A 14,197-nucleotide genomic window follows, 5' to 3' on the forward strand; every position below is an offset into this window, starting at 1 on the left:
ATCACGAGGCGTAAGCACCTTCATGATCACCGGTTCTGTGCCTGCACCCGTTCAGACGCGCCGAGCAACCCCACCATTCCGCGCGACCTCTAAGTCGCTTCGGAGTGATGTACCGGCGGACGCTGTGGTCGGTGGATCAGTTGGCGGCGAGTGTGGCCAGGTAGGTGTCCGCGGCGTCAGGTGTCATGAACCAGTTCTGGAAGTCGTTGGGGTCGGAGAAGCCGTTGGCGAACCGGCGGGCGATGGTCGCGTTGGTGGAGGCGGCCGCGAGGATCTGCTGTACGTGCGGGGGTAGCGGCTGGAGCATGGCGTTGGTCCAGGTGGTTACGGCCTGCCCGGCGCTTTCCCAGAACCGCTCGAACGTCTGAGTCATCCAGGGTCCGTCGAACGGCTGGTCCCCCCGCTCCAGGATGGATCCGAGGTATGAGTAGGCGCACTTGGCGGCGGTGTTGCTGCCCTGGCCGGTGATGGGGTCGTTGGCGACCACGACGTCGGCCATGCCCAGGACGAGGCCGCCCGAGGGCAGCTCTGCCACGGGGTGGCGCACGGTTGGCGTGTATCGACCGGACAGGGTGGCCCGCCCGTCGGTGAGCTCCACGTCGGCGCACCGGTCATAGATCCATGGGGTGTACTGGCGCACGAGCTCGAGGGTCAGCTTGAGATGCTCGGCCGGGTCCCGCCGGTCTTTCCACAGGTCAAGCGGGCCGTCGGGCACGGCTTCCCAGAATAGGATCTCGCATGGCCCGGACAGGGTCAGTGCGGGGATGACGAAAAGTTCCCCGAGTCCGGGGACGGCGTTGAAGCTGACATGCGGCACCGGCCACAGCGGGTCCGGTGTCATGCCGTGCACGTAGGCGACGGCGAGTCCTCGCTGGGGTGCGGTGTACACCGACCGCTGCGGGTCGCGGTCGAAGACGCCAACCAGGTCGCCCTTGCCGGCGGCGACGATGGTCAGGTCGTAGCGGCGCAGCTTGGTGAGGCCGTCCAGGTCCGCGGTCGTCACACCCTGGTAGTGCACCGTGCCGCCGCGCTGCTCAAACAGCTCCAGCCAGCTGGCCATCTTCAGGCGCTGGTCGGTGCTTTGCGCGTAGCGATCCAGAGGGCCAGAAAAGCGCAGCGCTCGCTCGCCGGGTGGGGCGGACAGGGACAGCTGCAGCCCCTCGATGTGCGGTGTCTGCTCCTGCCAGAGATCCAGCCCGTACTCACGCTCGGTGTCCAGCGCCGCGGCGAACATCGCCTGGGTGCTCATCACCCAGCCGCGGCGGATCTCATCGGGGGTACGGGCCGACATGATGGTCACGTCGTACCCTTCGGCGAGCAGACTCAGCCCGAGTTGCAGCCCGGACTGTCCGGCCCCCACGATCAGAATCTTCCGCATTGGTGCCTCCAGGTGGTTGAGCTACCGGGCCGCGAGTGCGTCCGGGACCGCGCCGGTGGTGCGTGCCATCGTGTGTTCGACGACTGCCAGCAGGGCCCTGGCGACCGACGACGGGTCGCGGGCGTCGCAGGTGATCAGCGGAACCTCGGCAGACAGCGTGAGGGCGGCGCGGATGTCCTCTAGCTGGTGCGTCAGCACGCCGTCGAAGAGGTTGACGCAGACCACGAACGGCACGTCGCTGTCTTGCTCGAAATAGTTGACCGCCGGGAACGATGCCTCCAGGTTCCGGGTGTCGGCCAGCACCAGCGCGCCGACCGCGCCCCGGCACAGGTCGTCCCACATCGGCCAGAACCGTGGCTGCCCGGGTGTGCCGAACAGGTACAGCACGAGGTCGGCGCCGATCGTCAGCCGGCCGAAGTCCATGGCCACGGTCGTGGTCGTCTTGTCGATTCCCGGGTCCAGCCGGTCCACCGTCTCGCTCGCCGCTGTCATCCACGCCTCGGTGTTGATCGGGGGAATCTCGGAGATGGACTGGACGCAGGTGGTCTTACCGACGCCGAAGCCGCCGGCGATGACGATCTTCGCCGAGGTCAGCAGGGGGCTGTCAGGCAAGCTGGCGGAGGCCATCGCGCAGTCTCTCCAGGAGGTGAAGATCGATCTGGGTGGTGTAGTGGCCGTCGTGGATCTGCAGCCGGTCGGTGGCGGCGAGGTCGTCGACCACGACCCGGGTCACGCCCAGCGACATGCCGCATACCGCCGACAGTTCGGCAACCGATCTGGTTTGCCGGGCCTGCTCGTACAGTGACCGCGCCTCGGGCAGCAGCCCTGAGGCGAAGACCGCGTCATAGAACGGCACCGACACCAGGGTGTGCACCAGCAGATGCTGCCGGGTGCGTGCGCGTCCCCCGGTCAACACGTAGGGCCGCACCTTCCAGTAGGTGGTGGGCACTTTCGCTCCCTCGGCTCTGGCCACTCAGCCGGGCGGCTGGCTGACGGTGAGGCGGTGCAGATCGTGGCGGACCTGCGGGGTCAGGACGTGCCCGACGGCGCCGACGAACTGCGTCATGTGGTAGGAGACGACCCGCAGGTCACAACCAGCGGCAGCGGCCACGGTCAGCCCCGCGGAATCGCCGACCCGCATGAACATGAGGTGTCCGCGCGGCAGGCGAACAGTCAGATATTCCGACGCGCCTAGGTCGAGCAGATCTGCGCTGCGGTCGGCCATGCTGAGCAGCCCCGCGGTCAAGGCAGCCAACTGATCGCCCAAGTCCCGGGAAACCCCGCGGGAAGCGGCGAGCTGCAGACCGTCGAGGGACACGATCAAAGCATGGGTGACACCGGGCACGTCGTCGGCGAACTGGCGCACCAGCCACGCGAAATCCTGGTGCCCGGAGGCGGCCGCCTGCGGTCCGCCGCTGCCGCCGTTCGGGTGAGTCATGGCAGGTGTCCTTCGGGTTTCACGGTTGGTGGTACCTGTGCATCGGTGACGCCGGCGGCGAAAGCAACCGTCTCGTCCGGCCAAGTGTCCCGATCTGGCGAGGCGCGGTGCCCCGATGCGGCAACGGCGTTCTCAATCCCGCCATCGGGGCGGCCGTCAGCGCGCACACTCTCCGGTACGCGACGGGGAAGACCACCATCACTGGCGACCGATTGCGCTGCGACGCGGTGGCCGTTGCCGCCCGGCCGGCCATGTACGAGCGTCAGGCGAGAGGTGGAAGCTTGCGCGCCCGGGTGCGACGCCTCCACCTGCCCCCCTCCTTCACGGGCTCCGGTTTGAACCGACGGGCGGTGGGCCACCGGTGCCGCACGTTGGGGATGCGAGGGTGGAGGGGGTGTGGACGCCATCTCACATAGCAGCGGCGCGGGAACCAGCACGGTCGCGGTCGTGCCGCCCGAGGGTCGGTTTGTCAGCGCGACCCGCAGGTGGTGGGCGCGGGCCAGGTACGAAACGACGACAAGACCCAGATGCGCTGCCGGGTTATCCGCGACCGGCGCCGATGTGTTCCCGGCCAGCATGGCGTTGAGCGCAGCGAGTTGGTCGGGCCTGACACCGACGCCGGCGTCCTCGACACGAAGCAGCACGCTGCCGTCCTCGGTGATGAACGACGACACGATCACCGACGAGGTCGGCGGGGAGAAGCGGGTTGCGTTGTCCAGCAGCTCAGTCAGCACCCGAATCACGTCGTCGGCCGCGAACTCTACGACCCCGAGGCCCACCACATGTCCGACACGAATTCGCGCGTAGTACTCGGTAGCCGATGTCGCGGCCCGAATGACATCGACAAAGGCGACCGTCTGCCGGTCGGCGTCCTCGACACGCCGTCCCAACAGAACCTGCAGGTTCTCCGCGTGGCGGCGGATGCGGGTGTTCGCGTGGTCGATGCGGTAGAGCCGCTCGAGCCGCTCGGGATCCTGCTCATCGGCCTCGACAACCTCGAGGTGGCTGCCCATCTGGTAGGCCGACGCCAGAATGCGCAGCGCGAACTGCTCGCAGATCGCGGGCCACAGGGTCTCGACACGCTCCGGTGGTGGCGACGGGTCCGGTGGGGTCGACCCCTGCTCTTGAGCGACCGCCCATTGCGCCACGGTGGGGTCCAGCCATCTGGCCAACCGTTGCCGCCACGTCACCGGATGCCCATCCATCGAGTGAGTTGCCACGGCTTGATGTTTCACGATCTACCCGACCAATCGGTTATCTCGTGTTCTGGCATGGTGCAGCAGTCAACCACCGTCTTTCACCGATCGCAACGCTTCAGACCCCGACTGGGAGAAATCTTCCTATTCACCTTCGCCTGTCCGTCCGGTCGGCCGCGGCAGGACCGTCTCGGCGTCCTGCCGCACCAACGCCATCGTCCGGAGTGCAGCACTGCGGTGAAAGGCGCGCGGCGTCGGCTGATATGGCTACTCCCGGTGTACCTAACGGTGCTGTCGGTCACGCGGGGCGTTACCCTGGCGTCGTGAGTCCCGGCGCGCCATGGATGTCGCGCACCCCGACCTCCAGAGGAACAGGCGTCGATGGTCCGGATGTCGTTACGGTCCGCCAGACACGCTCGACGTCCAACCATCCGCACCCCAGCCGCCGCTCGGTCCGGCTGGTGTCGCCCGTTCAGGTGGGGAAACCTCTTGCTGTCCAGGCCGCCGGCGCCGTAGCGGAGATCTCGGCGGTGGTGCCATTCCTGCTGGTGCGGCAGGTCGGTACCCCGTCGCCACCGATTCCGACATACGACCCAGGCGGTTGCGTGTTGGTTGGTATGCCTGTGGGGTGGCGGAGCTAGCGGACGACGAACAACCCAGCCTGGACCAGGGGCAGGCGAAGAGTGGTGAGCCGGCGTCTCGGACAGCGTCTGCGGGTCGTCGGACGGCGGGGCTTGGGCTGACGTTAGGCGCCTTGGGCGTGGTGTACGGCGATATCGGGACTAGCCCGCTTTATGCGTTGAAGACGGTGTTCACCCTCGACCGTGGCCTGGTACCGACCGCGCCGGACGTGTTCGGCGTGATCTCGCTGGTCTTCTGGTCGATCATCCTTATCGTGTCGGTCAAGTACGTCATCTTCATCCTGCAGGCCGACAACGAGGGCGAGGGCGGGGTGATGGCCTTGGCCGCGCTTGCCGGAAGAGCGCTGGTCAAGGGCAGCGAAAGGCGCGCCGCCACTGTGCTGGCGCTGGGTGCCTTGGGTGCTGCCCTGTTCTACGGCGACAGCGTGATCACCCCGGCGATCTCGGTGTTGTCAGCGGTGGAAGGGCTCGAGGTCATCTCCCCGGCGTGGGCGGTGGTGGTGCTCCCGGTGTCCGCGGTGATCCTCACCCTGCTGTTCGCCATTCAGCGTTGGGGCACCGGACGGGTCGGGGCTGTGTTCGGGCCGATCATGCTGCTCTGGTTCGCCAGTCTGGGCGTCGCCGGCGCGGCTGAGGTGATCCGTCATCCGAGCGTGCTGGCCGCGCTGTCCCCCAGCTATGCGGTCCTGTTCTTCGTGGACCACCCCGTCATCGCGTTCATCGCCATGGGCGCCGTGGTACTGGCGATCACCGGCGCCGAAGCGCTCTACGCCGACATGGGACACTTCGGCCGCGCCCCGATCCGCCTGGCCTGGTTCGCAATCGTGTTTCCCGCCTTGACGCTCAACTACCTCGGCCAAGGCGCGTTGATCCTGCGCGCACCCGCCGGTCGGGAGAACCCGTTCTTCCTGCTGCTACCCGACTGGGCGCAACTGCCGATGGTCGTCCTGGCCACCGTGGCCACCGTCATCGCGTCCCAGTCGGTGATCTCCGGGGCGTTCTCAGTGTCCCGGGAGGCCATGCGGCTGGGCTTCCTGCCGCGCCTGCGCATCCGGCAGACCTCGTCCCACCAGTACGGACAGATCTACGCGCCCGGGGTGAATTGGGGCCTGTTCGCGGCGGTCCTGCTGGTGGTGTTCGCGTTCGGCTCATCCACGAACCTCGCCGCCGCGTATGGGGTAGCGGTCACCGGCACGTTCCTGATCACCACGACCCTGTTCCTCGTCGTCGCGCGGGTCCAGTGGCATTGGCCCTTCTGGCGACTGGTGCTGTTCGGGGCCGTCTTCGGCAGCCTCGAGCTGACCTTCTTCACCGCGAACCTAGCCAAGGTCACCCACGGCGGGTGGCTGACGCTGCTCATCGCGATCGTCCTGTTCACTCTCCTGCTGACCTGGCGGCGCGGAGCGCAACTGGTCACCGCCCGGCGCATCGAGCGCGAAGGCCCCCTGCGCGACTTCATCGACACCCTGCACGCAGCGAACATCCCGCGGGTGCTGGGCACCGCCGTTTTCCCTCACCCGAACAAGGAGACCACTCCCCTGGCGCTGCGGGCGAACGTCGCGCACAACCACGTACGCCACGAGAAGATCGTTATCGTCACCGGTAGCACCGCGAACGTCCCCCACATCCCGTGGGATCAGCGCCTCACCATCGACGATCTCGGCGACCCAGACGACGGCATCATCCACATCAGCGCCGTCTTCGGCTTTCAGGACCCCACCGATTTCCCCGAGGTCATGCGCCGCAGCGCCACGCACCCCCTCGCCGAAGGAATCGACTGCGAGCAGGTCTCCTACTTCGTCTCGCGGATCACGCTGCGCTGCACCCGTAGCCCGGGTATGGCCACCTGGCGTAAACGGCTGTTCATCGCCCTTGCCCACAACGCCGCCAGCCACGCCGAGTTCCTGCACCTACCGGAGGAACTCACCATCGTCCTCAGCGCCGAAGTCCCCGTCTAGACCCGCGCTCGTGGACCACCGCGAGCCCCGCCCAGTAGTCGGGCAAAGCACAGTCCGGCGATGTGGAGCATGGAGGTGTGAATCTCCGCCGACGTCGACACGCGCAGCTAGAACCGCGCGGACCCACAGCTCCGTGAGCACCGCCGAGTGCAGCTCCTGCAGCCGCTGGCCTCATGCCACTGCCTTAAGCGCCAGCGAGAGGTGGGCCGTCAGGTATGCCCGGCCTGCGGCGACCGGACCGAGTGCACCAGCTGAAGCTGGGCGGGTCGATGAGCCCCTACCGGTGGACCATCAACGGAGCCACCTACCACGACGCCGCGTCACTGCCGGCGCGGCTGGGTGAGCGGGTGCGGCTGGAGTTCGTCAACCGCAACCACATGTTTCACCCGATGCACCTGCACGGACACACCTTCGCCGTGGCCGGTGGCGGCGTCCGCAAGGACACCGTCATCGTCGTTCCCGGCCGGACGGTCACCGTCGACTTCGACGCTGATAACCCGGGCCGCTGGATGGCCCACTGCCACAACGCCTACCACGCCGAGGCCGGCATGATGGCCACGCTCGACTACCGGGATTGAGGCCGCGTCGACGGTCCATCTCGACAGTCAGGCACGGTCGTGCTGAAGCGGCAGCTGACCCAGCAGGAGCCGCTCGGGGGCGGTCGTCAGGAGAGGACGGCGTCCACGACCTCGGTGGCCCGCCACTCGTGCTGGGCGTACAGCCATCCGAACGCCGACACCTGCACCGTCTGCGCCGCGACGGTCAGCGGAAGGTCCTGCCAGCCGGGAACCTCCGATAGTGCGGTGAGGAACTGCTGGGTGGCGTACTCGGGCTTCATCAGGTCCCGAATCGCGCCCCAGCCGGAGCTGGGCCGCTGCTGGAAGAGCCCGACCGAGTCGTGGTCCCAGCCGATCGCCTGGTGCGGGTAGTTCTGCGACTCCGGCAGCACGCCGCTGGCGTAGTTGTACAGGTTGCTCTCCTGCATGGCGGTGGCTACCGCGATGACCAGCGCCTTGCGCGGCACGTCCATCTTCTGGCCGGTGCGGACGATCGTCGTCGCGTTGTCCATCTGGGCCTGGTCCAGCCCGGCGACGGGGACGATCCGCTTAGGCGTGGGCTTGGGCTTCACGGTCGCCTTCGCGGTCGCCTTCGCCTCCGGGGTGGGCTTGGCCGTCGGTGACGGGGAGCTTGCGGGGGCGGGGCTTTCGGTGACCGGGGCGGCGGACTCGCGGGCCATCGCGCGGGAGGCGGCGTCAGCTTCCGCCCGCTGGGCGATCTCGGCACGCTGGTCGGGGGCCGGTGACTGGCCGGCGGGGTTGGCGGGAATCAGGGCGAAGCCGACCAGTCCGAGGCAGCAGGCTGCACCGGTGACCATCGCCATGCGGTTCCGGTGCCGCCGGTCGGCGGCCTGGTTATCGAGACCGACGAGGCCGGTGAGCCGCGATACGGCCCTGGACAGCCGAGGCTGAAACCGTCCGGCTGTCCGGTCGGTGGAGGTAGCATCGTCCGAACGGTCAGTCGGTCCGCCGAGGCCGTGATGGTCGTCGAGGTTGCCGTCGTTATGCATCCGACGAGGCTAAGCAGGGTCAGCAGCGGTTACACACGGTGATCATGTGGCGGTGACCACACTTTGCTCGGACGCAAGGGGAGCCTCAGGCTGGCTCTGGCGGCGACGGGGAGGATCCTCGCCGTCCGGGCAAACAGGTCATTCCGTCGCGCGCCGGAGGGCAGGGTCGGAACGGCCCAGCAGGCCAACTGCGACCGGATGATCGATTAACTCAGCCTTTCAGGTGATATGGGGTTCGACCGTTCGCTACTAGACCTATGGCAGATCGGCGTATTCGCCCTGTTTGATCACCGGGTCGCGGCTGGCGGTCACCGGCGGTTCCCGCCTCGTTCACCGGACCGTCTGCCCAGCGCCTAGGGCGACGCCGCCACGTCCCACAGCAGGCCCGCGGCGACACCCACCGCGTGGCTGAGTGCGGCAGCGGTCACCGCAACCCTCGCCGACCACGGCCTCCCTGGCTTGTCATGGGACGGGGAGTGATCGCTGCCCGGCGGTGCGAGCGCGGGCTCGCGGTAGGTCGGGATGATCCAGCGCAGGTAGTAGAACAGGCTGACCACGCTGTTCGCGAAGACGACGACCGCGAGCCAGGCGTAGCCGCCGTCCCACGCGGCGGTCGCCGTCGTGAGCTTGCCGACGAACACGGCGGTGGGTGGGGTTCCCACCAGGCCGAGCAGAGCCACCAGCAGCGCTGCCGCCAACCCCGGCCGACGGCCCGCGACCCCCCGCCAGTGGGCGAGGTCCCGGCACTCGGGCAGAGCCGCGGTGGCAGCGAACGCGGCGATGTTGGTGACCACGTAACCGGTGAGGTAGACCAGCAGCGAGGGCAGGGCGAGGTCGCTGCGGCCGGCGGCCACGACCGGCACGAGGAGAAAGCCGACCTGGCTGACGGTGGACAAGCCGAGCAGTCGCCTCGGATCCACCTCCCCGAAGATCCGCACGCCACAGGCCGCCGACCGCTGGACCTGGATGATCCTCGCCGCCTACACCCAGCTCCGTCTGGCCCGCGCCCTGGCCGCCGACCTGCGCTGGCCCTGGGAGAAACCCGCACCACCGCAGCGTCTGTCACCCGCCCGCGTCCGCCGAGGGTTTCGGCACCTCCGCGCGAGAGTCACGAGGCTGTCGCACAGCTTTCGATCTTCAACTGTCAAGAGTTCTTGCTGTCCTTCACCCACAATGGGCGATCATTTCGTGCCGTGACATACAACGGCACTGTTGCGTTGAGCGTTGAACCGCAGATACCAGCGGACCGCGACCACGATCACCTCGGGCGGGAACCGGAACCCGGCGAACGCCGACTTCGGAGGCAGCCACGGGTCAGGCCGGGTCGATGACGTCACTGCTCAAGCCTGCCTCGATCTTGCCAACGCTCAACGCAACAGTGCCCTCCACCGAGGTGTGGGTCGGCTGCAGACGGGATGGCAGCGAGCGGTTATGCGTTCAAGAGCGGCGGTTGACTTGGCGGTATCGGGTGTGTTCGGGCCTGCCGGGCAGTTGAATGGGGCAAATGGGCAGCCGGTTTGCCGGGCGGCGGCAGGCCGCGGGTCGGGCGGTGGGTTTGCTGCGGCGGAGCGGCAGCGCGCAGCAGGCGACGTTCGTGGAGTTGTTCTTCGATCTGGCGGTGGTGTTCGCGTTCGACCGTGTGGTCGCGGGGTCGTTGCCCGGTTTCCTCAGCGACGACCCGGCGCAGCGGTGGGGCAATGCCGGCCGGACGGTGTTGCTGCTCATATCGGTGATGTACCTGTGGACCACCACCGCGTACCTCACCGGCCGGTTCGAGCCACGCGGCGCGGGCACTCGGGTGATGCTGCTGCTCAGCACCTTCGCCATGATGATCATGGGGACGGCTGTGCCGGGGGCGTTCGCCGGTGAAGGTCTGGTGTTCGCGGTGGTGTTCGTGACGGCACGGGTGGCGCGCCCGGCCGTGATGTCGCTGGGTCTGCGGTCGCACCGGTTGCGCCGGTTGTACTGGCGGGTAACGGCGTGGTTATGCCTGGCCGGGGTGTTTTGGGTAGGCGGCGGGGTGGCCGTCGGCGCCGCCCAGCTGGTGTGGTGGGCGGTGGCGGCGGTGGTGGATCTGGGATCGGCGAGGTTGGGCTGGCCGTTGCCCGGGCTGGGTCGGCGTCAGAACACCATCTGGCAGCTCGCCGGGCACTACCTGGCGGACCGGAACCAACAGCTGTTGATGATCGCCCTCGGTGCGAGCATCCTCGCCGTCGGGACCAGCTATAGCACCCACCCGCACGACCTCTACAAGACTGCTGGCCTGGTGATCGCTTTCGCCACCACGACGCTGCTGTGGCGGGTGTACTTCCAAAAGGCCGGTGAGCTGCTGCCCGAGGCCCTCGACGCGGCAGACGATCCCGCGGGGTGGGGTCGACGGGTCGGGTTCGCGCATGCGCTGATGGTGCTGGGCATCGTCACCACCGCAATCGGATACGAGATCGTGCAGCACAGCCACACCCACGTCACACACCCGTCGTGGCTGGCGACAATCCTGGGCGGGCCGGCGCTGTTCCTCGTCGGCCGGGCCCGCCTGGAGCATCTGGTGTTCGCCCGGGTCTCGCGGCGCAGGATCGTCGGCATCGCCCTGCTGGCCGCGGCAGCCCCGCTGATGGGGCGGGTGTCGCCGCTGGCCACCGCGACCACCGCCGCCGCAGTGCTGCTGCTCATCGCCGTGCTGGACTGGCGCAACGCTGCGGGCAAGCCACCGGAGGTCCCGTCGCCGCCCAGCTGACCGCCGCCCAAGCAAGAGCGGGCATCGACGGCGGATAGAAGGTTTGCCGCGTCGATGCCCCGCCACTTTGTGGAGCCTACGTACGTTGCTAATGGCTTGGGGTTGACCCGATTCGACGGACAGGGTCGATGAGGTGTCAAGCTACCTTGCTGGTCGCCCGTTCACGGGCGGTGGCTTCGTAGGCGGCGGGACTGAGGTAGCCGAGGGTGGAGTGGCGACGTCGGGTGCGGGCGCCGGAGTCGAACCCCGCGAAGGGTCAGTGACAGGTCACGGCATAGTCAGGACGACTTTGCCGCGGACGTGTCCGGTCTGGACCTCGCGATGCGCGTGGTGGGCTTCGGTCAGGGGGAACGTCGCGTGGATCGGGAGCTGCAGGCTGCCGTGCTCGTACAGCGTGACCAGTTCGCGCAGGGCCGCGGTCGATCGGCCGCCGACGCGTTGAATCCCGTGCGTTTTCGCGGCTTCGGCATCAACGAGGGTGCCGATCCGGTGGCGATCCGGCACGAGAGCAAGGGATACGGTGATCGCTTCGCCGCCGATGGCATCGAGCGCGGCGTCGATTGCGCCCGGCGCGAGTGCGTGGACCCGTTCGAGGAGGCCGTCTCCGTAGACGACCGGTGTAGCACCGAGCGAGCGGAGATAGTCGTGGTTGCGTTCGCTGGCGGTGCCGATGACCGTGGCACCCCAGAGGTGGGGCAGTTGTATGGCGATGGTGCCGACTCCGCCGGCGGCGGCGTGGATCAGCACGGTGTCGCCGGCACGGACGGCGATCTGCCGCAGCGCCGTGTGCGCGGTCTGGCCGACGGCGGGGAGACCGGCGGCCACGGTCCACGGCATCATGGCGGGCTTGCGTACCACGTCTGCGGCGTCGGCGACGACGTATTCGGCGTAGCACTGGCCGGTCGCCGACCCGAGGACCTGGTCGCCGGCCGCGAAGCCGGTCACCTCGTCGCCGATCTGGTCGATGATGCCGGCGTACTCGTTGCCGATGCGGGACGGGAAGTCGACGGGCATGACGCTTGCGAAGTCGCCGCGGCGGAGTTTGACGTCGACCGGGTTGACACCGGCGGCCTTGACCCGGATGCGGACCTGGCGAGCCTCGGCAGTGGGCGGGTCGATGTCGATAGGGTGCAGGACTTCCGGGTCGCCGTATTCGGCGAAGACGATCGCGATAGCCATGGGAATGCTCCTGGATTGTGCCGGTCAGGCGGGATACGGCTGTGCTGCGCGGGCGGTGTGCAACGCCCTTGCCCACCAGGCGAGCTGGCGCAGCAGTGTGGCCGCGGCGGTGTTGCCGGCATGCGGGTCACGGAGCCTTCCGTCGCTGTCGAACTGGTCGCGGGCCATGTAGAAGCTAACGGTGTCGCGGATGCCGACCGCGTGCAGCTCGGCGAAGACCTGCCGGAGCTGCTCGACGGCGCGCAGCCCGCCGGCGAGGCCGCCGTAGGAGACAAACCCGACTGGCTTGGCTCGCCACTCGGCGCGGACGGCGTCGATCGCGCGTTTGAGCGCCGCCGGATAGCCGTGGTTGTACTCGGGTGTCACGATGACGAACGCGTCGGCGGCGTCGATCCGGGCGGTGTACGCCGCGGCGTGGGGGCTGTGTTCGAGACTGTCAGGCAGCTGGAGGTCGTACAGGGCGATGACGTCGAGCTTCAGGTCGTCGTGCTGCTGTGCCCGAGTGACGAACCAGCGGCCGACGGTTTCGCCGAACCGTCCGGTCCGGGTGCTGGCGATGATGACCGCGAGCTGCAGCGGCATGTCGCTCATCGGCTCGTCTCCTCCGGATCGTCTGAGGCCGGCGAGGCCGAGTAGGGTCCGCTGGCTGGCGGCAGCCCCTGCCGGATGTCGGTGAACAGTTGGGCAAGGTCGGCGCGCTGCTGGGCGGTGAGCCCGCCGAACGCCATCCGCTCTAGTTCGGACCAGATCTCGCGGATACGTGGGCACAGTCGCCGGCCCTTGCTCGTCAGGCTGGCGACCATCGACCGCTTGTCGGTCTGCGACGGTGTCCGCGTGATCAGGTCGGCGCGCTCCATCGCCTGCAGGATGTTGGTGACGGTGGACCGGTCGCGGCCGAGGAAGTAGACGATCTCCGACTGCGGTGTGCGCCCATGCTCCTGCAGGAACAGCAGGACCAGCTCTTGCGGGGCGACCAGGTCGATCTGCTGCAGCATCGCGGTCGCGATCGCGGCGTGGGCTCGCACGAGCTGCAGCATGAGCGAGCTCAACGGCGCCTCGGTCAGCACATCCACTGCCCAGTACCAGCCACACGTGGCCTCCAGAACCACCTCCGGGTCGGGACCGGCCTTGGCGATCTCCAACCCCAGCGCCACCGGGTCGTTGTCGATCCGCACCGTGTCGAGTTTCTCGCCCGCCTCCGTCATCCGCACAATCACCGACCTGCGCCGATGCAGATCGATACCCACGAACTGCCGGCCGTCGTACTCTGCCTGCATGAGGGGCCTCCTTCGTCGTGAGACGTGAGCACCCCGAGCATCCCGCCCGGGACCCACGAGGAGCGAGGCCCCGCTCCTTCATGCCATCAAGCGGGGCGACGACACCGGCGCCGTTCATGCTTCTGTCTCCTCGGGCCGCGGAGGGCCGATCTCGGTCATCCGGTAGGAGCGGGTGTGTCGGGCGGGCCAGCCAAGGAACCGATCGAACATGTCGCTGGCGCACCCGGTGGTCGTGGGGTTGAGCTTGTGCAGGTCGCCGATGGCGTCATGGAGCAGACTGGCCAGGTAGAGGAACAGGCTGACCGGGTTGCCGTCGTACTCGGCGACGAGAGCGAGCTTCGCCCGGCCACAGGGCCAGGGTTGGCCGCAGGCACGGCAGAGCCAGATCGGGCGCAGCGGTGTGTGCTCCCTGGGCCCGGAGTCGAGGCGATGGGCCTGTGTGGGGCGCGGGGGCTCTTCGTTCATCGGGGGCTGCTCTCTCGGGCCTGCCGCTCGAACATATGGCGCCACACGTAGTTGAACAGTGGTGGATTCGCCGCCCTCACCTGTGCCGGTTCTTGAGCGCCTGACAAGGTGCCGGGTCGCCATGGCTGACCGGTCGTCGCATTGCGCGAGATGTAGATGGTCACGCCCGCTCCCCTGTCCGAGCCGCGACCCGCGTGTGGTCGCGTCGGCAGGCCGGCGAGCCCACGACCATGCGGCGGCGCCTGGAAGCGAACCGCTGGACGCCCGCCCACGCAGCCCTCGTAGCAGTACGCAGGCGGGGGGTCATCAACACGTTCGAGGGAGTGATCTGCGGCGATACCCGCCGGCTCAGGCCGGTCAGGGT

At 68.2% G+C, this 14,197-nt stretch carries 14 protein-coding genes and 3 pseudogenes; 4 read left to right on the plus strand and 13 right to left on the minus strand.

Annotation, left to right across the window (positions count from 1 at the left end):
• Positions 1-136: 136 nt before the first annotated feature.
• The 5 genes from ACFYPS_RS32005 to ACFYPS_RS32025 are packed head-to-tail and all read right to left on the minus strand — an operon-like array spanning position 137 to position 4,036.
• Positions 137-1,378, minus strand: coding sequence for a styrene monooxygenase/indole monooxygenase family protein (locus tag ACFYPS_RS32005; protein ID WP_387329411.1), 1,242 nt, complete (start codon positions 1,376-1,378; stop codon positions 137-139).
• Positions 1,379-1,399: 21 nt separating this feature from the next.
• Entirely contained in the window at positions 1,400-2,005 is a 606-nt protein-coding gene (locus ACFYPS_RS32010; RefSeq protein ID WP_354968661.1) for an ATP/GTP-binding protein, read from the minus strand.
• Positions 1,983-2,327 (minus strand): DUF742 domain-containing protein, encoded by a 345-nt coding sequence (locus ACFYPS_RS32015; protein WP_354968662.1) that lies wholly within the window; start codon positions 2,325-2,327, stop codon positions 1,983-1,985. The genes ACFYPS_RS32010 and ACFYPS_RS32015 overlap by 23 nt, the downstream gene beginning before the upstream one ends.
• A gap of 24 nt (positions 2,328-2,351) precedes the next feature.
• The gene (locus ACFYPS_RS32020) at positions 2,352-2,816 is read right to left on the minus strand and encodes a roadblock/LC7 domain-containing protein (RefSeq protein ID WP_387329415.1); all 465 of its coding nucleotides are present in this window, start codon (positions 2,814-2,816) and stop codon (positions 2,352-2,354) included.
• Complete coding sequence (locus ACFYPS_RS32025; protein ID WP_354968664.1) at positions 2,813-4,036, minus strand: ATP-binding protein; 1,224 nt, start codon at positions 4,034-4,036, stop codon at positions 2,813-2,815. Before ACFYPS_RS32025 ends, ACFYPS_RS32020 begins: the two co-directional genes overlap by 4 nt.
• 715 nt (positions 4,037-4,751) lie before the next feature.
• Between ACFYPS_RS32025 and ACFYPS_RS32030 the strand changes: the two genes are divergently transcribed.
• Both ACFYPS_RS32030 and ACFYPS_RS32035 read left to right on the plus strand, forming a co-directional pair.
• Positions 4,752-6,611: a potassium transporter Kup gene (locus ACFYPS_RS32030; protein WP_387329558.1), complete on the plus strand. Its 1,860-nt coding sequence runs from the start codon at positions 4,752-4,754 to the stop codon at positions 6,609-6,611.
• Positions 6,612-6,838: 227 nt separating this feature from the next.
• A pseudogene (locus ACFYPS_RS32035) lies at positions 6,839-7,189 on the plus strand (multicopper oxidase domain-containing protein); the annotation flags it as partial.
• A gap of 86 nt (positions 7,190-7,275) precedes the next feature.
• Here the strand turns inward: ACFYPS_RS32035 and ACFYPS_RS32040 are convergent.
• Both ACFYPS_RS32040 and ACFYPS_RS32045 read right to left on the minus strand, forming a co-directional pair.
• Positions 7,276-7,992 carry a peptidase M23 gene (locus ACFYPS_RS32040; RefSeq protein ID WP_387329418.1) on the minus strand — a complete coding sequence of 239 codons (717 nt, stop codon included), beginning with the start codon at positions 7,990-7,992 and terminating at the stop codon, positions 7,276-7,278.
• Positions 7,993-8,531: 539 nt separating this feature from the next.
• Positions 8,532-9,107 (minus strand): annotated as a pseudogene (locus tag ACFYPS_RS32045) (proton-conducting transporter membrane subunit); the annotation flags it as partial.
• Here ACFYPS_RS32045 and ACFYPS_RS32050 point away from each other — a divergent pair.
• Positions 9,088-9,285: pseudogene (locus ACFYPS_RS32050) on the plus strand (transposase); the annotation flags it as partial. The pseudogenes ACFYPS_RS32045 and ACFYPS_RS32050 sit on opposite strands and share 20 nt — an antisense overlap.
• 74 nt (positions 9,286-9,359) lie before the next feature.
• Here the strand turns inward: ACFYPS_RS32050 and ACFYPS_RS32055 are convergent.
• Entirely contained in the window at positions 9,360-9,515 is a 156-nt protein-coding gene (locus ACFYPS_RS32055; protein WP_354968669.1) for a hypothetical protein, read from the minus strand.
• Between the two features lie 167 nt (positions 9,516-9,682).
• On the opposite strand from ACFYPS_RS32055, the gene ACFYPS_RS32060 reads away from it, so the two are divergent.
• Positions 9,683-10,912: a low temperature requirement protein A gene (locus ACFYPS_RS32060; RefSeq protein ID WP_354968667.1), complete on the plus strand. Its 1,230-nt coding sequence runs from the start codon at positions 9,683-9,685 to the stop codon at positions 10,910-10,912.
• Between the two features lie 267 nt (positions 10,913-11,179).
• On the opposite strand, the gene ACFYPS_RS32065 is transcribed toward ACFYPS_RS32060, so the two are convergent.
• From ACFYPS_RS32065 to amcA, 5 genes are all read right to left on the minus strand, one after another.
• Positions 11,180-12,091 carry an NADP-dependent oxidoreductase gene (locus ACFYPS_RS32065; RefSeq protein WP_387329423.1) on the minus strand — a complete coding sequence of 304 codons (912 nt, stop codon included), beginning with the start codon at positions 12,089-12,091 and terminating at the stop codon, positions 11,180-11,182.
• Positions 12,092-12,115: 24 nt separating this feature from the next.
• Positions 12,116-12,682, minus strand: coding sequence for an NADPH-dependent FMN reductase (locus tag ACFYPS_RS32070; protein WP_387329426.1), 567 nt, complete (start codon positions 12,680-12,682; stop codon positions 12,116-12,118).
• Positions 12,679-13,368, minus strand: coding sequence for a MarR family transcriptional regulator (locus tag ACFYPS_RS32075; RefSeq protein WP_387329429.1), 690 nt, complete (start codon positions 13,366-13,368; stop codon positions 12,679-12,681). The genes ACFYPS_RS32070 and ACFYPS_RS32075 overlap by 4 nt, the downstream gene beginning before the upstream one ends.
• 114 nt (positions 13,369-13,482) lie before the next feature.
• A complete protein-coding gene (locus ACFYPS_RS32080; protein ID WP_387329432.1) occupies positions 13,483-13,833 on the minus strand; it encodes a hypothetical protein in 351 nt (116 codons plus the stop codon).
• Positions 13,830-13,997: a multiple cyclophane-containing RiPP AmcA gene (gene amcA / locus ACFYPS_RS32085; RefSeq protein ID WP_387329435.1), complete on the minus strand. Its 168-nt coding sequence runs from the start codon at positions 13,995-13,997 to the stop codon at positions 13,830-13,832. Before amcA ends, ACFYPS_RS32080 begins: the two co-directional genes overlap by 4 nt.
• Between the last annotated feature and the right edge of the window lie 200 nt (positions 13,998-14,197).

Source organism: Micromonospora sp. NPDC005087, from assembly GCF_042872965.1.
Taxonomy (GTDB): domain Bacteria; phylum Actinomycetota; class Actinomycetes; order Mycobacteriales; family Micromonosporaceae; genus Micromonospora.

Bases quoted from the DNA above. Each gene is read 5' to 3' on its own strand.
- ACFYPS_RS32040 (WP_387329418.1), bottom strand. From the start codon at position 7,992: ATGGCGATGGTCACCGGTGCAGCCTGCTGCCTCGGACTGGTCGGCTTC.
- ACFYPS_RS32010 (WP_354968661.1), bottom strand. From the start codon at position 2,005: ATGGCCTCCGCCAGCTTGCCTGACAGCCCCCTGCTGACCTCGGCGAAG.
- ACFYPS_RS32065 (WP_387329423.1), bottom strand. From the start codon at position 12,091: ATGGCTATCGCGATCGTCTTCGCCGAATACGGCGACCCGGAAGTCCTG.
- ACFYPS_RS32005 (WP_387329411.1), bottom strand. From the start codon at position 1,378: ATGCGGAAGATTCTGATCGTGGGGGCCGGACAGTCCGGGCTGCAACTC.
- ACFYPS_RS32070 (WP_387329426.1), bottom strand. From the start codon at position 12,682: ATGAGCGACATGCCGCTGCAGCTCGCGGTCATCATCGCCAGCACCCGG.
- ACFYPS_RS32075 (WP_387329429.1), bottom strand. From the start codon at position 13,368: ATGCAGGCAGAGTACGACGGCCGGCAGTTCGTGGGTATCGATCTGCAT.
- ACFYPS_RS32060 (WP_354968667.1), top strand. From the start codon at position 9,683: ATGGGCAGCCGGTTTGCCGGGCGGCGGCAGGCCGCGGGTCGGGCGGTG.
- ACFYPS_RS32020 (WP_387329415.1), bottom strand. From the start codon at position 2,816: ATGACTCACCCGAACGGCGGCAGCGGCGGACCGCAGGCGGCCGCCTCC.
- ACFYPS_RS32080 (WP_387329432.1), bottom strand. From the start codon at position 13,833: ATGAACGAAGAGCCCCCGCGCCCCACACAGGCCCATCGCCTCGACTCC.